The following is a 16,622-nucleotide window of genomic DNA, read 5'->3' as shown; positions in this document are numbered from 1 at the left end:
GGAGGATTACCCAAGTCCGGCTGAAGGGAACGGTCTTGAAAACCGTCAGGCGTGTAAAAGCGTGCGTGGGTTCGAATCCCACATCCTCCTTGAACTATTATTATCGCGGGATGGAGCAGCTAGGTAGCTCGTCGGGCTCATAACCCGAAGGTCGTAGGTTCAAATCCTGCTCCCGCAATAGAACATAATACGGCTCGGTAGCTCAGTTGGTAGAGCAATGGATTGAAGCTCCATGTGTCGGCGGTTCGATTCCGTCTCGCGCCATTTTAGTTTAATATATTGGAAGGGTAGCGAAGAGGCTAAACGCGGCGGACTGTAAATCCGCTCCTTCGGGTTCGGGGGTTCGAATCCCTCCCCTTCCATACCTTTGCGGGCATAGTTTAAAGGTAGAACTAAGGTCTCCAAAACCTTCAGTGTGGGTTCAATTCCTACTGCCCGTGTCTTTAGCTATGGCGGTTGTGGTGAAGTGGTTAACACATCAGATTGTGGCTCTGACATTCGGGGGTTCGATTCCCCTCAATCGCCTTTTCATGTTTTTATTAATGGGGTATAGCCAAGCGGTAAGGCAAGGGACTTTGACTCCCTCATGCGTTGGTTCGAATCCAGCTACCCCAGTTAAAACTATTATGCCGGCGTGGCGGAATTGGCAGACGCGCTGGACTCAAAATCCAGTGTCCGCAAGGACGTGCCGGTTCGACCCCGGCCGCCGGTATAGTTTATATATTAGAAACGTTGATTTATCAGCGTTTCTTTTGTTTTTGTGCAAAAATTGTACGAAATTATATTCATTTTTTTAGCTAACTTTGAGATTGAGCAAGGCTTGTCGAACTTTTTGATTCTCAAGTTCAGCTTTTTCCCTTATCAAATGACCATAGGTTTCTGTAATTTGCTTAATGTCTTTATGCCCCATATTTTTAGCAATCGCCCAAATATCAATGTCTTCAGATAGGAGAATAGAAGCGTAGGTGTGTCTATTCCCTGTACATGTCATATTATGGGGAAATATGTCCAAATGCTCTAAAATACTTTGTAGATGTTTATTACAAGCTTTGTTAGAGGGGATTCCATGTATTAGGTTTATAAATAGCATTTTATCTGGATTTGAAAGTATATATTGGTGTTGTTGCTTTTGAATTCGATAAAGTATTTTGATTGTATCATCATCTATCGGAATATATCTAATAGATTCTGGTGTCTTTGCTTTAGTCCACTTTTGATTAACAGAATCGTAGCGTCTATAAGTATAAATTTCTTTGGTTTCCCAGATGATACAGTCCCAAGTAAGCCCAAGTGCCTCACCAAAACGTAAACCTGTTTTTAGCTGAATATATATCAAATAGGGAATAACACTTATTTTATAATTTGCAGTTTGATAGAGATAGTCTAGCAGTTTAATATAATCAGCTTTACTGTTGATATATCGCTCTTCTTTTGTTTTATTAGAAGGTTTGCCAGTAATATTAACTCCAACTGTGAAATCGTGAAAATCTATCTTATCTTGTCTAGCGAAATCTAGAATTTTTTTAACTTCACTATTCAATCGAGAAACATTATCCCTACAGTTTGTATTGGCATAACTGTTGATAAATTCTTGATACTGGCTTGCTTTGATGTTTCTGAGAGGCATATCATTGAAATAGTCCTCAATAAGTTCCCCACGTTTTAGGTGTTTATTTAATGTTGATTGCATTTTACCTTGGGGAATAATATGCAATTCGTACCATTTTTTCCAAAGTTGGTATAGTGTGATGCTTTTATCGATATTTAATCCGTTGATGAGTTTGCTTTCTAAAGGCATTGCTTCTTGTTTTGCTTCAGTTTTTGTTTTAAAACCTCCTTTTGATGCGAGTTGTTTTCCAGTTTTATCGAAAATTCGATAAGTCCACAGATTCTTCTTGCCTCTTTGGCTGTAGGAAATTGACATTGATTACCTCTTTCTATAAAAAGGATAACCAAGATATTATCTCGGTTATCATACCATATTTAATTAAAAATGTCTTTGAAATTTTTTTCAAAATACTCTTTTGTCCTACTGGTAAGAAAGAAGTATCTTCCACCTTTGTTTTGAGGATATTTAACAAAACCATTTGTATTTTTGTCAATATCGATTTGAGAACGAATTTCAGGCCTGTAGAGGACATTATCAAGTAGCCAAGGTCTGGATACTGAGAGCAGGCTCAATACGTCAGAGAGCGTCCAATACTGTCCCTTGAAAGCTTGCTCTTGTAATTTTTGATAATCATCTTTGGCTACAATCAAATGTGTTTCAGGTAGCTTGATAACGATATTTTCAAGTTGTACTGTAATCGTATCCATAATTATAACTCCAATCTTTACTATCTGTTGAAATTATGAGATACTTACAATAGAAACAGCGATTCTATTGCTCGTTTCTCACAAACGAGTTACTACTTCTCTTCGTACTTTGGTCGGTCGAGGATTTAGAAGTAGTAGCTTTTTTGATTTTTTTCTGATGTAATGAGCGAATGTCCGATAACAACTTCTTTGCTTGTTTTCGTAAATGCTCTTCATCTAAAGTCTTTCCTAAATTATAAGACTTCACTTTTTCATAGGCTTCTTTGCACTTGTCGCCCTTATCTTTTGTTGCCTTATAGTGATATAGTTCTGCTATAGTTTTACCATTTTTAGTCAGTAGTTTTACAAAAAATGGAATACGTCGCATAAGTTGATGATACTCTTTCTTTTTCGGAAACCAAGCATCTGCCCATTCGATAAAATCATCGGAATTGGTCATAATAGTTAAGTCATTGATGATATGAGCGTCTTTGAAGCGAGAACTGAGTTGGGTCACTGCATCTGGTTCTAAAAACTGGAATAGTTCACGAAAGGAAATTCCACATGAGGCATCAAATTCATTGATAACAATAGTGCGTTGTCCGTCATACCCAGAGCCAAAATCTAGTCGTGTTTTGTTTGTTGACGGGGCATGTTGTCCATGTTCATCTCTTTCTTCAGCCAGAAACCTTGCAAGTGTCGTTTTCCCGGTTCCGCCAGAGCCCTCAATATAAAGACCGATGTGATTTCGACTTCCCTTACTCATGCGAATAAACTCTTTGTCTATATACTCTTGACGGTTGATTTCAAACTGCTTTTTATATCGATTCCACAGTTGTTGAGCGTTTAATCTATCAAACTCTTCAAAGAGCATCTCTTTGGCTTGCTTTAGCAAGAGACCGCACTCACTAATTTGATAACTAATCTCTAAACAGAAGTCTGTCTCTTCTTGTTCGGACTTCCTGTTATCAGCTTTTTTCGATTTCCCGCAAATATCCAGTCGATAGTCGGCATTTTGAGAAGAGATTATCTCTGAAATCTCATATTGATACTTACCCTCGGTTATATCTTTTTCGTTTCGATGAGTTAAGTAGCGACAGACTTTTGCTTTATCTTTAACCACTTGAAGATTCTTCTCGCGGCTAATCTCTAGTGTTTTGAAAAGCGAACTATAAAATCGGCTGTTTTTAAATTCGAAGTAAATGTGTGCATGAAGGGACTTTAGCTCACCATTTTCGTCTAAATCTTTATCATGGAAAATGATGTAAAACTTATCCTCGTCATGTGTGCAAAGCGTTTTTACTAACCTGATAATTTTTTCTCGAAAGGCTTCTTCGGTTAGGTCGGGGTCAGCATTTTTTTGATAAGTGTAAGAAACTTGAGCGATGTATCTTCGTGCCTTTACTTCTGATAAGTCTTTTTTTGCCATGTTTTTCTCCTTTTTTTGCCACAAAATTTAGAGATTGTGTTGTGAATGTTATTGTTGAATTCTTTCGTTTGAGGCTTTGATTAATCCGCATAGGACGGAGGTTTTCTATGCGGATTAATATACCTCTATACATTTATTGTTAACACAACACAGTTGAGAAGTTACTTGCCATCCCTTTCAAAAATGCGAGCTGTATTTTTGAATTGCTTAGCTGTCATGACGATATCGTCAGAGATTCGATTAGAAATCGTAGCGATAGCTTCGTTTGTCGGATTGCCGTCAGTCATATATACAATCATATGAGCGAGTTCAGCTATCATTTTTGTGTAGTTTTTCTGATGTGATTTTAGAAATTCAGCACGTTTTTTAACTCGTGCTTCACGCTCTATTTTTTCGCTTTGTAGCTGATGAAATGTTTTGTTTTCCATGTTATTCAACCTTTCTAATATTATCAGCAGTAAGTGCAAGTTTCAATTGTACAAATGTTGACTCTTCGCGACTTGTACCGTAAACCTTACCCTTCAAGTTTTGAAATTCTACATCATCAAAAACTTTTAAAGTGTTTAAGACAGACAGTTTCTCAGCGAGTTTATCAATAACAACAGTGTGTTCGTTTCCGTAACTATCAAAGATAACTATAGAAGTTCCGATAATTTCGTCAGAATTAAATTTTTTCTTGTTTCGAAATTCTTTGAATTTAAAGACGTTTCCAATAGTTGCTGGAATATCAACGACGATGTTTAAAGCCATAACTTTGGTCTCCTTTTGTATTTTTAGACAAAATCAGAACTTATGCTATACAATAAGATATTTATTGACCTCCATCGCTTGCAGTGCTATAATGACTACAATCAACATAACATTAGTTATGATTGAGAAAGCTAGTAGATTTCTTACGCGTTCATCTGTCAGAAATCTACTATTTTCTTTGTCTAAATTTATTATAACCCAATTTCAGCAGAAAAAAAGACCGAGCTTTTTTCCTGATTTTTCTCCATTCTGCACGTGCAAGCACGTGGGAGCATTTCCCTATGTTAAAGGCTTTAAATAGCCAGAAGTAAGGGAGTAATCTTTTTCTATATGCTTTTTTTAGCGACTAGCTCGAAATTCCTTTGTTATCATCTCCTCCTTAGCTCGTACGCTTGTTTCAACTAGACTGCGCCTGGGCTTGTCTACGTTTCTACAAGCTAACGCGTTCAGCTCTCGCTAATTCCTCCAATGACAACACGTAATTTCTTCGCATTACAGTCGCTTTTTAGCAATAGAAATAAAGATTGACTCCCCTTACTTCTAGGGCTATTTTTCGGCTTTAACATAGCTCAATACTGCACTGTTAACTGGGTGGTAGAAGGTAGGAGACATTCACTTTAAGATCGTTTTTTTTAGCTGATTACTTATATGTTCAGACACAGGCACAATCACAATATAGTATTCCCTTGATTAAGAGTCATAAAATTTTCAAGCAGTTTCAATAGAAATGTTATGAGAGTATTAGAAAAGCCCTGCATTTTTGCAAGGCTTAGCTTTAATTTTTCATCATGTCAAAAAATTCAACAATTTCTTCGTCAGAGATATAGGCTTCTTTAGGGAAATTTTGGAAAGATAATTTTACATCAGGGAAATAATTATCATAGTTTGCCATAGCGAAATCCCCGTTCTGATTTTGGTCGTTGTTATTGTATACTAGCAGATTTGAATCGCTTAACATGACATGTTTGTACATGTTATCTAACGAATCGTTAGTGTACTGGGTTAAAGAAGTGTCGCTAACATACTCTTCTCTTGCAAAGAAAGGCATTAAAATCTTATAAGTAACACTTTCTCCTGATTTGATATTTTCGGTTGGAGTGAAATCAAGAAGGTGTACATCTTCTTTTATTCCAGCTTTTTCTCGATAATATCCTAAAATTGAGATTACAGTCGCTTCTCTTGTTTCGCCAGCAGAGTTATACCCAATAATATCTTCGCTATAATTGTTGGTTACAGTAATTGAAATTCGCTTTGTGCTATTATCGTATTCTCCAACCTTGACAGATAGTTTTGTTAGTTTTGGGTCTAAATCGTTATATGAAAGATAAATTTGTTTATTAGCTTTTTTAGCTTCTTTTTTAGCTTCCATATACATAAGGCTTTGTCCCATGTAGTAATAATGGGTTCGATTAAATTTTATTTTTGTTTTGTTTTCTTTAATAAAAGTTTCCATGTCTGTGGATTTTGATGATTGTTCTGTTGAAGCAGAATTGTTTTTGTTTGTAGAAGCATTGTTGTTAGAACAAGCAACTAGCATAGTAGTTATGGTAAATAACACCAAACCAGTAAAAATAGTTTTTGATTTCATAATAATCTCCTTAGTTTTCTCAACAGAAATTTTTGATGACCTGTGATTGCTAACAAACTTCTAATTAAAAAATTTTGCATCTCACTTTCATCATCATCACAATTATACTCAATAAATTAAGTATAGTCAATACGTTAAGCATGATACGGTAGATACATAATATGAAAATTATGTAGAGGTATCAGATGATTTCGTATCAGCCATTTTATGAAACGTTAAACAAGAAAGATAAGTCAGAGTATTACTTGATTAAAATAGAGGGAATATCAGCAAATACTTTACATCGCATGAAAAAAGGAGAATCGATAACTACAAAAACAATAGATAAGCTATGTGAGATTTTGGAATGTAATGTTGAAGATATCATTCGTTATGAATTAACTGATAAATAATTTTAATGAAAAAACTCTTAATACTAGGCAATAGGAAGAGTTCTTATGATTTGTGCAAAATTTGTACGAAAAATTGTTTTTTAATAGAATGTAATAAGTGATAATATCTTGATTTTATCCTATTTTGGTTATTTATTTTAACTTAGTTTAACGGCTGATTATCGGCCGCCGGTATAGTTGAAAAGACAAGGTTTTCTTACCTTGTTTTTTGTTTTGAATCAAGTAGGGGTTCAAAGTTTGAAGACAACCATTAAATGTCTAAGAGATAAAATGAGATTCTTAATTGGTCGCTACTGATCTAAAGGTGAAGCAAAGAGTAGAGGTTGTCCATAATCCTATTTTTGAGAGGCTAAGCTACTACTAAATAGTTATAGATGTTACTCTAAGGAGTGTGTTTTGGGTTTGCTGATAATAGGGAATTTTTAAATAGTTAGAATGAAGATATTAGAACAAGGATAATTTGGTTAATACAATGGCAGAAATATGAAAATTGTCAGAAAATTTATTGACAAATGAGAGTCTGGATGCTACAATAACAGTGTATAAAAAATGAGGTATATTTAATATGAAAAAAGTTGGTCTTATCTTATTGTCGTCTATCTGTTTGTTAACAGCATGTGCAGAGACTAAAAAAGAAGAAGCTTCGGTTTCAAATATAGAGCAAATCTCAAAGAGTTCATCAAATGAAGTCTTGGAGAAGGCTACTTCTGATTACAAAATGTTTGTTGAGGAACAGATTCAAGGTCTTTTGGAAGATACACAAGCTTGGGCAGAGACCTTGAAAGCAGGGGACTTGGAAAAAGCAAAGTCTGATTATCCTATTATTCGGATGGCCTATGAGCGTTCCGAACCGATTGCCGAGAGTTTTGGCGAATCGGATGTCAAAATTGACTTTCGTGAAGTAGACTATGTAGAAGAAAATGGTTCGGATGAGGGCTGGGTTGGTTTTCATCGCATTGAAAAAATCCTTTGGACAGAAAATACAACTAAAGGAACTGAAGTCTATGCGGATCAGTTGGTAAATGATATCAAAGAGTTGAAGGCGAAGATCGCAACCATTGAAGTCTCACCAGATTTGATGTTGACTGGAGCTGTTGATTTATTAAATGAAGTTGCCACAACAAAAATTACTGGTGAAGAGGAAATCTTTTCCCATACTGATCTTTACGATTTCCGTGCGAATATTGAAGGGGCGGAAGTGATTTTTAAATTATTTAGAGAATCGATTCAAGAGAAGGACAAGGACTTGGTTCAACAGTTAGATAAGGAATTTCAAAAGGTGAATGAGTTGTTGGATCAATATATGACAGATGATAAAAATTATAAATTGTATACGGAATTAACAAAAGAAGATACGACAACATTGGCGGAAGCGGTCACTAAGCTTGGGGAACCTCTGTCAAGAATGGGTATTATTCTTGAGTAATAGGAGCATATGATGAGCGATAATTTTTTAAATAAAAAAATGAGTCGTCGGGAATTTCTAAAAAAGGCAGGTATTGGGGGAGCTGGGTTGGCTATCGGTGCTTCTGCAGCATCTGCTTTTTTTACTGATAAAGCGGACAAGGCGCACAAGACGATTGAAGGAAAACAGGAAATTTCTTTTTACGGTAAGCATCAGAGTGGAATCACAACTCCTGTTCAGAGCAACTGCTATTTTATGGTTTTAGAATTAACGACGGCGGAAAAGGCTACGGTGATTCAGATCTTTAAAGATTGGACGGATTATAGTCATTCCTTGATGTCAGGAAAGGTTGTAAAAGAAGAGGGAGACAATCTGTATCTCCCTCCTAATGATACAGGGGAGGCTTTGGAGCTGAATCCTTATCGCCTTACCTTAACTTTTGGAATTGCACCTTCTTTTTTAGATAAACTGGGCCTGGAAGATAAGAAGTTACCTGAATTTAAAGATTTGCCAGCATTTCCACGTGATCAATTAAAAGAAAATTATACTGGAGGAGATATCGTCATTCAGGCTTGTGCGGATGATGCTCAAGTTGCTTTTCATGCGGTACATAATCTTGTTCGTAAGGCTCGTTCGCATGTGAGTATGAAATGGAGTCAGTCGGGATTTTTGCCACTTGGTGATGGAAAGTCTACACCACGTAATTTGTTTGGTTTTAAAGATGGGACTGTCAATCCTAAAAAAGATGAGTGGGATGACTTTGTTTGGTGCAATCAGACCAACTGGCTAAAGGGTGGGACCTACTTGATTGTTCGTCGAGTAGCTATGTTCCTTGAAACATGGGACCGGACCAGCTTGGGTGAGCAAGAGAAAACTTTTGGCCGCCATCGTGATAGTGGGGCTTACTTAGGTCAAAAAGACGAATTTGATGAGATTGACTTGGAAAAGAAAAATGAAGATGGAGAATTGGCAATTCCAGTTGATGCTCATGTTCGGCTGGCTAAGGAAGCAAATCAGACAATTCTCAGGCGTGCCTTTTCTTATGCTAGCGGGATTAATGAAGTAACAGGTCAGTTTGATGCAGGGCTCTTATTCATTTGTTTCCAAAAAGACCCTGTACAATTTATTGACATTCAGATGAAATTGGGAAATGAGGATAAGTTGAATGAGTATATCACACATGTAGGCAGTGGTTTATTTGCATGTTTCCCAGGAGTCAAGGAAGGAGAGTATCTTGGTCAAAGCCTTTTTGAATAGACATGCTGTCTTATTTGTACTAGTACTCTTGACCTTGCTGTTTGCTCAGCCTGTTCTAGCCTCAAATGAATATAGTTCCTTATTTGTCAAAATCACAGATGCTACTCTGGCCTTAGAAGACAATAATCAAGAACTTGCTTTGGAATACCTATCTGCTATAGAAGATGAATTTGCTCAAGTTGCGAATTCCAATTCAGAAGCAGGGAAGAATGTTCAAAAAGCAATTTCAGATGCGAAAATATTATCAAAGGAAAAACTAGTTGCAATTAGTAGTGCTTTGATGGCTTTTGATGCAGAACAACACCCTGTTGATGAGGAGGCTGAAAAAGAGAGACTTTGGACACGTTTGAAACCAGAGTTTCAACGTTTTCAAGAAGCACTTAATAGTAAGGAACAAGAAACGTTACGTCAGGCCTATAAGCAGTTGAATACCACATGGACAAGGGTGGAGGGTGTTGTTCGAAAAGACTCGGCACATTATGGAAATATTGAAACCAATCTTTCTTTCCTTCGTTCTGCTATTGAGGCAACGCCCTTTGATATAGACTTCGTTGTTAGCCAGTTTGACTCTCTAGAGCAGGCGGTACAAGATTTTTTGGAGGGAAGAACACTTGCTACTTCCAACCAACAGTATAGCCTTGAGGATGGTGTGTCTCTCTTACAATCTGCTTTAACGCATTTCCAGAAAGGGGATGCTGTAAATGGTTCAGCTTCTATGCGTGAATTTATCACTATTTGGCCCATCATAGAGGGAGATGTCAGTACACGCAATCCAAGTCTCTATACTAGGATTGAGAGTGAGGCCCCAATTATCATGGTCAAAGGAGTAGAACAAGAATCTCAAGAAACCTTGTCGGAATTGATTCAAGGCTTATCTGCTATAGATATTACGGCTATGTACCATTTCGGAGATGCCGCTTTGATTCTACTTCGGGAAGGCTTTGAGGCTTTGTTGATAGTCTTTGCTTTGATTAGTTCTATAAAAGCTGCTAAACAACGCAAAGGTTTGCCCTGGATTTATGGTGGAGCGGTGGTTGGCTTGCTACTTTCCATTGTAACAGCCATTTTATTGCAGGCTTTATTCCCAGTTATGACTTCTGGGGCTAATAGAGAAATATTGGAAGGTTTTGTTGGTATTGTTGCAGTTATCATGATGCTCTTTGTCGGAATTTGGCTACATGGCAAATCCAATGTCACAAAATGGAATGCTTACATGGATAAGCAAATGAAGATGGCAACATCAACAGGTAATTTTTTCTCTCTCTTCTTGCTTTCATTTTTAGCAGTTTTTCGAGAGGGGGCTGAAACGATCCTATTTTATGCGGGAATGATGCCACGCATTGAGTGGAATCAGTTGCTTTTAGGGATTGGCATTGCTGTTCTTATTTTGGCAATCAGTGCCCTCTTATTTACCAAAATTGCCCGTCGTTTCGTAGCCTACAAGATGTTTTTCTGGATGTCCTGGATGATTTATGGTCTTGCCTTTAAAATGCTCGGTGTCAGCATTCATGCCCTTCAGTTGACTGCTCTTTTGCCTAGTCATTATATCCATGGTTTGAAAGCGATAGATGTGATTGGGTTTTATCCAACTTGGGAGTCCGCACTTCCTCAAGCTCTCTTTTTAGCTATTGTTGTTTTTGTAACTTGGAGACAAAGAAATGAAAACTATGAGTAAAGAAGAGACTATTGTTGAACACCTAACAGAATTTAGAAAACGGTTGATTCTCGTTTTACTCTATTTTCTAGTTTCTTTTCTAGGGAGTTTATTGCTTGCTAGTGAGATTTACCTTCTCTTAACCTCTCAATTTTCTCAAAAACTGATTGTGTTAGGTCCAGATGATATTCTGTGGATTTATATCCAACTAGCGACTATCTCTTCTCTTGTTTGGACCCTCCCATTTATGGTGTATCAAATTTGGGCCTTTGTCCATCCCGCTTTGACGAAAAAGGAAGCTAGAGCTTTATTAACCTATATTCCAGCAAGTTTTCTTTGTTTCGTTGGTGGTTTAGCAGTGGGATTCTTTGTGGTGATGCCTTCTTTGTTGGATGTGCTTTTATCTTTAGGAGATGGCCTATTTGATATACAAATCACTGCAAAAAACTATTTGGTATTTGTTCTCCATATCTGTATTCCGGTAGCCTGTCTATTTGAACTACCGGTTTTGGTAGCTTTTTTGACACAGGTCTCTATCCTAACACCATATTTTTTGATAAAATATAGGCGATATGCCTACTTCATATTGTTGTTTATAGCGGTATCGATTACTCCAGCTGATATTGTTAGTGATATTATTATGACGCTGCCATTGATTCTCTTATATGAGTTGAGTATCTTGGTCAGTTGGTTGATTTGGAAAAGGAGAAAAGGAGTTTAAAATGGGATTTTTACGTGATATTGGTACGCCTGGTCTGGTTGTTTTAATTATAGGAGCAGTACTCTTATTCGGACCTAAACGGTTACCAGAATTAGGACAGGCTGTTGGAAAGATGTTTTCCGAATTTAAAAAAACAGTCAGTCAACTGGAAGACGATGTGAAAAAGGACAAGGAATCGCAAGACGATTAGACCTTTAGCGCCTACATAGATGCTTTGTATCAGCTATGTGGGGGTATAATAGGAAGAATGGCAGAGGATAGGGATAAAAATTTGTTGATTTGGGGTTGTCATTTGGCTAGATTGGAAACTAGGAGAGAATTATGAAGATTGTTGTTGCGATTGATTCATTTAAAGGGTCTGCTAGTTCGCATGAGTTGAATGCTTGTGTCAAAGAAACGGTTAATCAGTTTTTCCCGTCAGTAGAAGTCAAAGCAGTCGCGATTGCAGATGGTGGAGAAGGAACTATCAGTGCCTTGAGAGAAGTGCTCGGTGGGGAAATGAGAACTGTTAGGACAGTTGACTTATTAGCGAGACCTATAGAGGCTTCTTACTTAAAAGTGGAACAATGTGCCTTTATTGAGTCTGCCTCGGTGGTTGGAATTGACAAGATTACACCTTCTGCCAAGACTTTTGAGAAGGCAACTTCTTACGGTTTAGGAAAGCTTATTCATGATGCTGTAAAACAAGGGTGTAAAGAAATTTATGTAACTCTTGGAGGTTCAGGTACTTCTGACGGTGGCTTGGGCTTATTGCAGAGCTTTGGCTTTGATGGGACAACCTTGCAATTTTCTTATCCACAAGGTTGGGGAGATGTGAAACTCTTTGGTCTAACGGATGTAAAGAATGTCTATGCAGGAGAACATGGTTTTGCACAAATATTTGGTCGACAAAAGGGCGGTAATGAGGCTCAGTTGTTAGCTAGAGATCAGGAAGCTATGGATTTTGCGAGATGGGTTTATGATGAGTCTGCAATAGATATACAGGGAATTCCTGGGACAGGTGCAGCTGGAGGATTGGGAGCAGCCATCGTTCTCTTAGGTGGTCATCTAGAATCTGGTTTTAATCAGGTCGCTCGGCTTGTTGGTTTGGAAAATGCTATTGTCAATGCGAGCTTGGTTATCACAGGTGAGGGTCGTTTAGATGGACAAAGCAAGGAGGGGAAGGTGCCTTATGGCGTGGCTAGGCTAGCTCAAAAGCACGGTGTACCCGTTATCGCTATTTCTGGTTCTATAGCAGATGATGTGGATTGGATTTGGGATGAATTCTTAGCTGTTTTTTCTATTCAAACGCAGGTTCTTTCGTTAGAGGAGGCCATGAACCCTGAGAGGACCTTGTCCAATCTCAAATTTGTCATGAAAAATATCCTACGGTTGTTTGTTCGCTAAGTCAGTCTATCAGCCACTAGCTACCAAAACTAAAACATACTAAAACACTCCTGATGCAATCTAGGAATCTAGCATCAGGAGTGTTTTAATATGCTTCAAAAACCTTACTGACTGAAAGTAAGGTTAGTCTGTATCTAGGTGACAGATGATTAGTAAGGGTGTCTGGGCAACTATTTAAAAACTTGCCTAGTTAAGTTTTTTGTGATACAATTAACCGGTTAATAAGAAAAGGAGGCAATCATGAAGGAATTAGCGCAGCAAATTGATCGGGCTTTACATGATATTGTGTTATGCTCGGAAAATCAGTTAGAAATTTTGGTTGGTTCGTGTCAGAGTGCAGTTACTCTGACGAATACGCAGGAGCATATTCTGATGTTGATTGAGAATAACTCCTATACGAGTTCGGAAATTGCTAAACAACTAAAGGTCAGTCAAGCTGCCATTACCAAGGCCATAAAGTCCTTAATCAGTAAGGAGATGTTGGTAGGTGTTCGCGATGAGCAGGACGCACGTGTTGTTCGCTATAGCTTGACGGAGATTGCCAAGCCTATTGCAGCTGAGCATACGCATCATCACGCGCACACCATTGAGGCCTATGAGGAGCTTTTGAAGTCCTACTCGGCAGAAGAGCAACTTGTTATTAGTCGCTTTATGAAAGATTTAGTGCAGAAAATTAAGGGATAAAATGAGATATATTACGGTGGAGGATTTGGAATTTCATTACGATAATGAGCCGGTCCTAGAAAATATTCACTACCATTTGGATAGTGGAGAATTTGTGACGTTGACAGGGGAAAATGGTGCAGCTAAGACGACGTTAATCAAGGCAACCTTGGGAATTTTAAAACCGAAATACGGAAAGATTCAAATCTCGGAGAAGAGTATTCGTGGTCAAAAGTTGCGGATGGCCTACCTACCACAACAGATAGCATCCTTTAATGCTGGTTTTCCTAGTACGGTTTATGAGTTTGTTAAGTCGGGGCGTTATCCACGTCAAGGCTGGTTTCGTAGGTTGACCAAGCATGATGAAGAACATGTCAAGGCTAGTCTAGAATCAGTGGGGATGTGGGAACACCGAGACAAGCGTCTTGGCTCGCTGAGTGGGGGTCAAAAGCAGCGGGCGGTCATTGCTCGGATGTTTGCATCTGATCCGGATGTCTTTATCTTGGATGAACCGACTACGGGTATGGATAGTGGTACCAAGGAGGATTTTTATCGTCTCATGCACCATTCGGCTAAAAAGCATGGCAAGTCTGTGCTCATGATTACCCATGATCCAGAGGAACTCAAGGACTATGCTGATCGCAATATTTATCTGGTCCGTAATCAGCATTCACCGTGGCGTTGTTTTAATGTTCATGGGCAAGTTCAGGAGGTGGTGACAGATGAATCTCTTTGATTTTTCCTTTTTGAACTATGAGTTTATGCAACGGGCTTTTCTTGCAGTCATCGCAATGAGTGTCTTTGCACCGATTTTGGGAATCTTTTTGATTCTGCGACGGCAGAGTTTGATGAGCGATACTCTCAGTCATGTTTCCTTGGCTGGTGTTGCCTTTGGAGTGATTTTGGGGATTTCTCCGACCTTCTCAACCATACTGATTGTAGTAGTAGCAGCTATTTTTTTGGAGTATCTGCGGACGATTTACAAGAATTTTATGGAAATTGGGACAGCTATTTTGATGTCTACTGGTCTGGCGGTTTCTTTGATTATTATGAGCCGCGCAGGTGGTCGAAGCGGAGTTAGTCTAGAGCAATACTTGTTTGGCTCTATTGTTACGATTAGCCGCGAGCAGGTCATCAGCCTTTTTGTAATCGCAGCGGCAGTCTTGCTTCTAGCATTCCTCTTTCTGAGACCTATGTATATTTTGACTTTTGATGAGGATACGGCTTTTGTTGATGGTCTACCTGTACGGGCGATGTCTATCGCCTTCAATATAGTGACAGGTATCGCAATTGCTCTGATGATTCCAGCAGCTGGTGCTCTGTTGGTTTCGACTATTATGGTCTTGCCAGCTTCTATTGCCTTGCGGATTGGAAAAAGTTTTCGCGCTGTTATCTTTATTGGGATGGGCATCGGATTTGTCGGAATGCTAGCTGGTTTATTATCATCTTATTATGCAGAAACGCCAGCTAGCGCTAGTATTACATTGATTTTTATAGGTATTTTCCTACTAGTAAATGCTATCTATAAATTGAAACAATAGGAGGGAATATGAAGAAATTATTGAAATTGGGTTTAGCCCTATCTGTGTTAACCTTAGCAGCCTGTGCCAACGGCGGAGCGAATCAGCAGGACGGAAAGATTGATATTGTAACGACTTTCTATCCAGTTTATGAATTTACAAAACAAGTGGCTGGTGATGAGGCCAACGTAGAGTTACTGATTCCGGCTGGGACAGAGGTTCATGATTTTGAGCCATCAGCTAAAAATGTAGCAACAATCCAAGAGGCAGATGTCTTTGTCTATGAAAATGAAAATATGGAAACCTGGGTACCTCATCTGTTGGAATCCCTTGAGACAGATAAGGTCGATGTCATTAAGGCAACAGAAGGGATGTTGCTTCTTCCTGGTGGAGATGAAGAGCATGAACATGACCATGATCATGAGGAAGAAGGGCATCATCATGCTTATGATCCACATGTCTGGTTGTCACCATCACGTTCAATCAAACTGGTAGAAACCATTCGCGATGGATTGGTTGGTCAATACCCTGAGAAGAAAGATGCATTTGAAAAAAATGCTGCAGCCTATATTGAAAAATTACAGGCTTTGGACAAGGAATATACAGATACTTTATCAACTGCGAAGCAAAAGTATTTTGTTACCCAGCATACAGCTTTTGCTTACCTTGCCTTGGATTACGGCTTGAAGCAAGTTTCTATCACAGGTATATCTGCAGATGAAGACCCAACTGCTGCCAGATTGGCTGAATTGACAGAGTATATCAAGAAGTATGGTATTCAGTATATTTATTTTGAAGAGAATGCCTCTAAGTCATTAGCTGAGACTCTGGCTAAGGAAGCTGGGGTTCACTTGGAAGTTCTCAATCCCTTAGAAAGCCTAACTGATGAAGCTATGAAAGAGGGAGCCGACTATATCTCTGTCATGCAGGATAACTTAAAAGCTTTGGAAAAAACGACTACTCAACCTGGTAAAGATATCTTGCCAGAAGAGGGGGAAGCAGCCAAGACAGTTTATCAAGGTTACTTTGAAGACAGTGCTGTCAAAGATAGAAGTTTATCCGATTATGCTGGTGACTGGCAATCGGTGTATCCTTACTTGTTGGATGGTACTCTAGATCAAGTTTGGGACTATAAGGCCAAATTGACTGGTAGTATGACGGCTGAAGAGTATAAGTCTTACTACGATACAGGATACAAGACAGATGTTGACCGTATCAAGATTGATGGCAAGACTATGGAGTTTATGGTCAATGACCAGTCTCACAAATATAGCTATAAATATGTGGGTTATAAGATTTTGACTTATAAAAAAGGCAATCGTGGCGTTCGATTCTTGTTTGAAGCAATGGATGAAGATGCAGGCAACTACAAGTATGTGCAGTTTAGCGACCACAATATTGCCCCAGTTAAGACAGGGCATTTCCATATCTTTTATGGTGGTGAAAGTCAAGAAAAACTGTTTGACGAGATGGAAAATTGGCCGACCTACTATCCAAGCAATATGGATGGGATGGAGATTGCCCAAGAAATGCTCGCTCACTAATCTGAGTGACTTACTGAT

17 protein-coding genes and 8 tRNA genes are annotated in these 16,622 nt (G+C 38.6%); 19 read left to right on the top strand and 6 right to left on the bottom strand.

Features of this window, described 5'->3' with window-relative positions; all coding sequences use genetic code 11:
- From F602_RS0101330 to F602_RS0101295, 8 genes are all read left to right on the top strand, one after another.
- A tRNA-Ser gene (locus F602_RS0101330) sits at positions 1–90 on the top strand.
- A 14-nt stretch (positions 91–104) separates the two neighbouring features.
- A tRNA-Met gene (locus tag F602_RS0101325) sits at positions 105–178 on the top strand.
- Between the two features lie 13 nt (positions 179–191).
- Positions 192–264, top strand: a tRNA-Phe gene (locus F602_RS0101320).
- A 17-nt stretch (positions 265–281) separates the two neighbouring features.
- A tRNA-Tyr gene (locus F602_RS0101315) sits at positions 282–362 on the top strand.
- A 7-nt stretch (positions 363–369) separates the two neighbouring features.
- Positions 370–440, top strand: a tRNA-Trp gene (locus F602_RS0101310).
- A gap of 12 nt (positions 441–452) precedes the next feature.
- Positions 453–525 (top strand) — tRNA-His (locus F602_RS0101305).
- 18 nt (positions 526–543) lie between these two features.
- Positions 544–615 (top strand) — tRNA-Gln (locus tag F602_RS0101300).
- A 13-nt stretch (positions 616–628) separates the two neighbouring features.
- Positions 629–712, top strand: a tRNA-Leu gene (locus F602_RS0101295).
- An 81-nt stretch (positions 713–793) separates the two neighbouring features.
- Here the strand turns inward: F602_RS0101295 and F602_RS0101290 are convergent.
- The 6 genes from F602_RS0101290 to F602_RS0101265 form a co-directional block, all read right to left on the bottom strand.
- Positions 794–1,924, bottom strand: a complete 1,131-nt coding sequence (locus F602_RS0101290; protein ID WP_018166165.1) for a site-specific integrase — start codon at positions 1,922–1,924, stop codon at positions 794–796.
- 59 nt (positions 1,925–1,983) lie between these two features.
- Positions 1,984–2,316: a DUF771 domain-containing protein gene (locus tag F602_RS0101285; protein ID WP_018166164.1), complete on the bottom strand. Its 333-nt coding sequence runs from the start codon at positions 2,314–2,316 to the stop codon at positions 1,984–1,986.
- 64 nt (positions 2,317–2,380) lie between these two features.
- On the bottom strand, positions 2,381–3,724 hold the full coding sequence (locus F602_RS0101280) for a Rep family protein (protein WP_018166163.1): 1,344 nt from the start codon (positions 3,722–3,724) through the stop codon (positions 2,381–2,383).
- 161 nt (positions 3,725–3,885) lie between these two features.
- Complete coding sequence (locus F602_RS0101275) at positions 3,886–4,152, bottom strand: hypothetical protein (protein WP_018166162.1); 267 nt, start codon at positions 4,150–4,152, stop codon at positions 3,886–3,888.
- A 1-nt stretch (position 4,153) separates the two neighbouring features.
- Positions 4,154–4,474 (bottom strand): hypothetical protein, encoded by a 321-nt coding sequence (locus F602_RS0101270; RefSeq protein ID WP_018166161.1) that lies wholly within the window; start codon positions 4,472–4,474, stop codon positions 4,154–4,156.
- Positions 4,475–5,249: 775 nt separating this feature from the next.
- Positions 5,250–6,062, bottom strand: a complete 813-nt coding sequence (locus F602_RS0101265) for a hypothetical protein (protein ID WP_018166160.1) — start codon at positions 6,060–6,062, stop codon at positions 5,250–5,252.
- 185 nt (positions 6,063–6,247) lie between these two features.
- Here F602_RS0101265 and F602_RS0101260 point away from each other — a divergent pair, with 185 nt between their 5' ends.
- The 11 genes from F602_RS0101260 to F602_RS0101210 all read left to right on the top strand — a co-directional run bounded on the left by F602_RS0101260 (position 6,248) and on the right by F602_RS0101210 (position 16,604).
- Positions 6,248–6,454: a helix-turn-helix domain-containing protein gene (locus F602_RS0101260; protein WP_018166159.1), complete on the top strand. Its 207-nt coding sequence runs from the start codon at positions 6,248–6,250 to the stop codon at positions 6,452–6,454.
- Positions 6,455–7,019: 565 nt separating this feature from the next.
- Positions 7,020–7,880: an iron uptake system protein EfeO gene (gene efeO / locus F602_RS0101255; RefSeq protein WP_018166158.1), complete on the top strand. Its 861-nt coding sequence runs from the start codon at positions 7,020–7,022 to the stop codon at positions 7,878–7,880.
- A 9-nt stretch (positions 7,881–7,889) separates the two neighbouring features.
- Positions 7,890–9,116: an iron uptake transporter deferrochelatase/peroxidase subunit gene (gene efeB / locus F602_RS0101250; protein WP_026183244.1), complete on the top strand. Its 1,227-nt coding sequence runs from the start codon at positions 7,890–7,892 to the stop codon at positions 9,114–9,116.
- Positions 9,094–10,791, top strand: a complete 1,698-nt coding sequence (locus F602_RS0101245) for an FTR1 family iron permease (protein WP_018166156.1) — start codon at positions 9,094–9,096, stop codon at positions 10,789–10,791. Before efeB ends, F602_RS0101245 begins: the two co-directional genes overlap by 23 nt.
- Positions 10,775–11,491, top strand: coding sequence for a twin-arginine translocase subunit TatC (gene tatC, locus F602_RS0101240; protein ID WP_018166155.1), 717 nt, complete (start codon positions 10,775–10,777; stop codon positions 11,489–11,491). The genes F602_RS0101245 and tatC overlap by 17 nt, the downstream gene beginning before the upstream one ends.
- Position 11,492: 1 nt before the next feature.
- Positions 11,493–11,681 carry a twin-arginine translocase TatA/TatE family subunit gene (locus tag F602_RS0101235; protein WP_018166154.1) on the top strand — a complete coding sequence of 63 codons (189 nt, stop codon included), beginning with the start codon at positions 11,493–11,495 and terminating at the stop codon, positions 11,679–11,681.
- A 131-nt stretch (positions 11,682–11,812) separates the two neighbouring features.
- The gene (locus tag F602_RS0101230) at positions 11,813–12,877 is read left to right on the top strand and encodes a glycerate kinase family protein (protein ID WP_018166153.1); all 1,065 of its coding nucleotides are present in this window, start codon (positions 11,813–11,815) and stop codon (positions 12,875–12,877) included.
- Positions 12,878–13,117: 240 nt separating this feature from the next.
- On the top strand, positions 13,118–13,561 hold the full coding sequence (locus F602_RS0101225) for a zinc-dependent MarR family transcriptional regulator (protein WP_018166152.1): 444 nt from the start codon (positions 13,118–13,120) through the stop codon (positions 13,559–13,561).
- A gap of 1 nt (position 13,562) precedes the next feature.
- A complete protein-coding gene (locus tag F602_RS0101220) occupies positions 13,563–14,276 on the top strand; it encodes a metal ABC transporter ATP-binding protein (RefSeq protein WP_026183243.1) in 714 nt (237 codons plus the stop codon).
- Positions 14,263–15,081: a metal ABC transporter permease gene (locus tag F602_RS0101215; RefSeq protein ID WP_018166150.1), complete on the top strand. Its 819-nt coding sequence runs from the start codon at positions 14,263–14,265 to the stop codon at positions 15,079–15,081. The genes F602_RS0101220 and F602_RS0101215 overlap by 14 nt, the downstream gene beginning before the upstream one ends.
- Positions 15,082–15,089: 8 nt before the next feature.
- On the top strand, positions 15,090–16,604 hold the full coding sequence (locus tag F602_RS0101210; protein WP_018166149.1) for a metal ABC transporter solute-binding protein, Zn/Mn family: 1,515 nt from the start codon (positions 15,090–15,092) through the stop codon (positions 16,602–16,604).
- Positions 16,605–16,622: the final 18 nt, after the last annotated feature.

This window comes from Streptococcus minor DSM 17118, from assembly GCF_000377005.1.
Classification (GTDB): domain Bacteria; phylum Bacillota; class Bacilli; order Lactobacillales; family Streptococcaceae; genus Streptococcus; species Streptococcus minor.
The sequence above is the reverse complement of the archived record's forward strand: the minus strand, read 5'-3'. Positions and strand labels throughout refer to the sequence as shown.